This is a genomic window from Candidatus Nanopelagicales bacterium (genome assembly GCA_018003655.1).
GTDB lineage: Bacteria > Actinomycetota > Actinomycetes > S36-B12 > UBA10799 > JAGNDY01.
The window spans coordinates 1-4,618 of record JAGNDY010000119.1 but is presented as its reverse complement, the minus strand read 5'-3'; the positions used below and the strand labels follow the sequence as shown (position 1 = coordinate 4,618).

Annotated in this window: 5 protein-coding genes; 2 read left to right on the top strand and 3 right to left on the bottom strand. The window is 62.0% G+C overall.

Annotated elements, in window-relative coordinates:
* On the top strand, positions 1-317 hold a 317-nt coding region (locus KAZ48_10815), incomplete at its 5' end, for an LOG family protein (protein ID MBP7973282.1).
* A 104-nt stretch (positions 318-421) separates the two neighbouring features.
* Here the strand turns inward: KAZ48_10815 and KAZ48_10810 are convergent.
* Positions 422-1,750: a DUF222 domain-containing protein gene (locus tag KAZ48_10810; GenBank protein ID MBP7973281.1), complete on the bottom strand. Its 1,329-nt coding sequence runs from the start codon at positions 1,748-1,750 to the stop codon at positions 422-424.
* Positions 1,751-2,132: 382 nt separating this feature from the next.
* Here KAZ48_10810 and KAZ48_10805 point away from each other — a divergent pair, with 382 nt between their 5' ends.
* Positions 2,133-2,486 (top strand): VOC family protein, encoded by a 354-nt coding sequence (locus KAZ48_10805; protein ID MBP7973280.1) that lies wholly within the window; start codon positions 2,133-2,135, stop codon positions 2,484-2,486.
* Between the two features lie 250 nt (positions 2,487-2,736).
* On the opposite strand, the gene KAZ48_10800 is transcribed toward KAZ48_10805, so the two are convergent.
* Positions 2,737-3,705, bottom strand: coding sequence for a class I SAM-dependent methyltransferase (locus tag KAZ48_10800; protein MBP7973279.1), 969 nt, complete (start codon positions 3,703-3,705; stop codon positions 2,737-2,739).
* Between the two features lie 158 nt (positions 3,706-3,863).
* Positions 3,864-4,511 carry an HAD family phosphatase gene (locus tag KAZ48_10795; protein ID MBP7973278.1) on the bottom strand — a complete coding sequence of 216 codons (648 nt, stop codon included), beginning with the start codon at positions 4,509-4,511 and terminating at the stop codon, positions 3,864-3,866.
* Positions 4,512-4,618: the final 107 nt, after the last annotated feature.

The following is a 4,618-nucleotide window of genomic DNA, read 5'->3' as shown; positions in this document are numbered from 1 at the left end:
TCCCGGCCCGCAAGACCTGCCTGATCGATGCGTGTGACGCGGTGATGGTCTTTGCCGGTGGATTCGGCACGCTGGACGAGTTGTTCGAGGTCCTCACCCTGGTGCAGACGCGCAAGATGCACCCGATCCCGGTCATTCTGGTCGACCGCAGATATTGGTCGGGGCTGATCGACTGGATCGAGTCGACCGTGCTGACGCAGGGATGCGTGAGCGAACACGACCTTGACCTGGTTCACGTCGTCGACACCGCCGAGGAGGCCGTCGCGATCTGCAATCAGTCCGTCCCTGTCCCGCGCGACGAACTGCGCAGAGGGTAGGGCCGTTGTGGCGACGCCGCTAATCACAACGGTTTGAACCGTCAGGCGCACTGCGGCGTAGTCCGTTGACGTCTTCCAATCTGGGTGGCAGTCGCCGAGCCTGGTCAGGGTCGCCTGATGGTAAGTGGCTGGTTTGCGTTGCCAGCTAATTCATACCCGTGGTCGTGGATGGCTTTGTGGTGAAAGTAGCATAAACCGGCGAGGTTCTCTCGGGTGGTTGGTCCGCCATTTGCCCAGTGGGCGAGGTGGTGGATCTCCTGAATGGGTCCGTCGCACTGGGGGAAGCGGCAGGTGGTGTCACGCAAGGTGATGGCCAGGCGCAGTTGGGGGCTGATAAGGCGGGTGTGGCGCCCAACATCCAGCACTTGGCTTTTCGAGTTCATGATCACGGGCAGGACGTGGCAGTCACAGGCCAGGCGACGGGCGACGGCGGCTGGAATGGGGGTGTCGTTAAGGTCGGCGGGGGCAACGCCGTTGTCGGTCAACTCGGCACGTAGGGACTCGATCGATGCGGTGACGACGAGTTTGACGGGTAGTCCGCCGATAGCGGTGGGCATGGCTGCGTGGGGCAGGATTTGGGCGAGCAGGTAGCGCAGAGCGGCCACGTTTTGCACGGAGCGCCGTGGCCGTCCGGCGGGCCGGTTGTCCAGGTCCTCACCTAGGTGCGGTCCCGCGGTCGCGGCTGACCCATCGCGCAGTTCACCACTGCCCTGACCGGTGGTCGATAGATCGCTGCCCACGCAACCCTTGCTGTCGCTGCTGGTGCGTCGAAGGTGAGTGATGGTGGCGTCGATGGCGGTCTTCAACGCCGTGCCGGTTTCTGGGTCCAGGATCCCGTTGACGGCGACCATTCCGCCGAATGTCGGGGAGATGTGTAAGTGGGCGTTGTCGGCGTGGGTGGCGTACTCCTCGGTCATGGTGATGGCGTCAACGCGGTGGGACCATTCGGCCAGGGCCGTGCCGAGTTGGCGGGGACGCACGTGCGTGCAAAGGTCCGCGACAATGGGATCGAGGTCCGAGAGGACGTCCACGCGGGCGGGGCTGGCAGTGGCTGCCCGGGCGATCATGGACACGTGTTCCAGCGTGGTATCCCCGCTGGTGAATGCCGCCATCGTTTCGGGAATGTGGGTGCTGACGCGAGCGGCCCCGATCTTGGTTCCGGCTGCGGCAACCGAGCTGCGGGTCGCGAGTTGGACCCAGGTGTTAAGGCTGCGGGTTCGATCCACTGCCCACTGCCCGGACCGGTCCGCCGCAGCCACGGCGGCGACCTGGGTCGCGTTGAGTTGGTTGGTGACGGTGGCCAGGGCTTGCAGCAGCCCGTACAACTGGGAGGGGTGCGCCTGCGCCACATCGACCCCGGTCAGTACTTGACCGAACGCCGCAATCGCCTCCAGCAAGCCACCGGCACCCTCTACCGCAACACCGCTCGGCACACCATTGTTGGGCGGATCTAACCGGTCAGCTGATGCAGAAGCAGCAGGCGCAGCAGCGAGCCCGGGTGTCGTCGATGCTCGGGGTGTTGAAGGGTCGTAGTACATGGGTCACCGCCTCGTGAGTCAGATGTCAGCCCGCGCGTGTGCGCGTTACCAACCCATCCTCTAAGCGGCACTCATCCGGTGCACAAGCGTTCTCATCTACGTCAACGCCGCCGGAAACCGTCGGAATCGTCGTCGTCAATTGTTCTGGTTGGTATGGCCTAACCCTATAGCCCACCACCGACAATCACTCGTACATATGTTCGAATGATGCGCGCGAGTTGACCCACCAAACCACTCAGAGAATCATCGAGGGTACCCACCCAACTTGGAGGATCGAATGCTCGTCAACCGCATCATCGCCAACCTTTCGGTGGCCGACATCGAGGCGAGCAGAGAGTTCTACACCGGCTTCCTTGGGCTGACCACCGAGGAGTTCAACATGGGCTGGGTGGCCCGATTCGCCTCGCCGGAGACTGGAGCCCACGTCCAGCTCGTCACCGCAGACGCCACGTCACCGGAAGACTCTGTCGTCTCGGTCCTCACCCCCGACGTCGATGCCGCGTACGAAGAGGCTCAGCGCCTTGGCTACCAGATTGTGCACCCGCTGACGACAGAGCCGTGGGGGGTTCGTCGGTTCTTGGTCAGGGATCCCGACGGCAACGTGCTCAACATCGTGCGGCATTCGGACTGAAATCGACACCCGGTGTCCCGGCCGCTCAAACAGCAACACCACCGCGATCATCAGGGTCACCATTTGACTCCGCGTTCTGATCAGACCGAGGGCCACGATCGGGGTGGTTGCTGCTGCGGGTGCCTGCTCGACTTGTGAGGCGACCACGTTCGAGGTACCAGGTTCTGTTGTGGGTTCTGGCTAGTTCTTCAGGGTGGCAGCGGAGTTTTGTTGGCAGGTTGCCCTGCGCCAGAGACTGGTGGTTTCGCGGCTACAAGCTGTTGCGGTGGCGAACCTTGGCGTTCGCAGCGCGGATTGGCTTCGTGATCTTCCAACTTGCACTCGCCTTCAGCGCCCTCACCTCGCTCTGTGATGCCGCAAGTCGCTCGCCGAGCTCGTTGCGTTTGCTGCGCACCCTGGTGAGTTTCTGATTCAGCTGTTCGACCCGCTTCTTCGTCCTCTCCAACCGAGCATTCTTGCGGTGGATCGCTTCGAGCCGCTCGGTGGCGGTGTCCTTCAACGCGATCAAGTCATATCGATCGGAGACAGCCCGGCCTTGACGTGAATAGAAGTCGCGCAGCAGTTTGGCGCGAGACACCTCGCTGCTGGCCTCCAGGAAGACACTCAGCTTCTCAGGGATGTCACTGCCTACTGCCAGAACTCCTAGGCCGTGGCCGTGATGAAACTCAAATGACGGGTATTTGGATTGCAAATCAGCCCATACCTCGTGTACGCCAAAGCCTCGCTCAAACACAGTGGTGTCGTGCATTAGGACGACACCACGAGGGCTCAGCTTCGGAAGCCATTCCTCGAAGTCGTGGCGAACGTCATCAGCGAAGTGGCGGCCGTCTATGTGCAAAAGGTCGATCGAACGATCTGGTATCCGCTCTGCAGCCTCGGTGAAAGTCATTTGCAGCAGTCGTGAAAACGACCCGTACTTGGCATCGTGATTGGACCGAAGTTTCGCAAGAATCTCCGCGCCATAAAAGCCAGCGTGCTCGTCGCCCTGCCATGTATCGATTGCGTACGCCTGAGCAGGTTGCACCTCCCCCAGCGCCTCGCAGAAAGTCAGGTACGACTGTCCTTGATGTGTTCCAAGCTCAGCAAAACTCCCGGGCCGGATGGCATCGACAATCCAAAACGCGAACGGCGTGTGTTCGATCCAGGCAGAGTAATCGAGAAACTCTGGGTAACGCAGCGACGCTTCGCCGGTGCACTGTTCAAACCAGTCCTCCCGCACAGCTCAGTTCCTCTCAGCGATGCAGTCGATCATCTGGCTCTGCTCCGACTCTTGTCGATTCGTTGGCGGTTTCACGGTTTGGTCACCCTGGTGGCGTGAGCCTCAAGCTGGAACGGATGGTCGGTCGTAGGCTAGCAACCCGGCGGGTTGAACGGCCGCTAGGTCGATGTTCCCGCCGGGCCACGCTGGTCAGTTCGACCCAGCACCCCAAGTGCGATGAGGGAGCGGCGCAGTTCGGCCGAATCGACAAAGTCGATCCCCTGGAAACCCAGGTCGCGTGCAGCCTGAACATTCTCGGCACGGTCGTCGATGAACACCGCCCTTTCTGGCACCACGGCGTATCGCTGAATCAGCACGCGGTAGATCCTCGGATCCGGCTTCACCACCCGCTCGTGGCCCGACACGACGACGCCGTCGAACAGATCGAGCCACGGATAGTCAGCCCGGGCGATCTCGAAGTTGTCCCGAGCGAAGTTGGTGAGACCCAGGACCTGAACGTCGGTCGCGAGAACCTCCTCAAGCAGTTCCATCGAGCCAGGCACGGTTCCCACCAGCGAATCGCCGAAGAGCCGCGGGTACTGGGCAAAAGCACCAGCATGTTGGGGGTAGTTCCTAGCAACGGCCGCGACCGCGACCTCCCAATCCACTCCGCGGTCGTGCTCGTTGTTCCAGTGGTACAGCTGCGTCTGCGCGAGGAATCGCTCAACATCGGTGCCGGTCGGCAAGAGTGGCTCGAACAGCACCGCTGGCTGCCAATCGAGCAGTACTCCACCGAGGTCATAGATCACCGTGTCGATGTCAGTCACGTGGCTAGCCTGCCTCATCGTCAGCTTGCGCTGGCTAACGCACTGCCGGCCTCACAACAGCCTGACGCCGGAGACCCCCGGTACCCGACGCCAGGCGTCCGACGCAC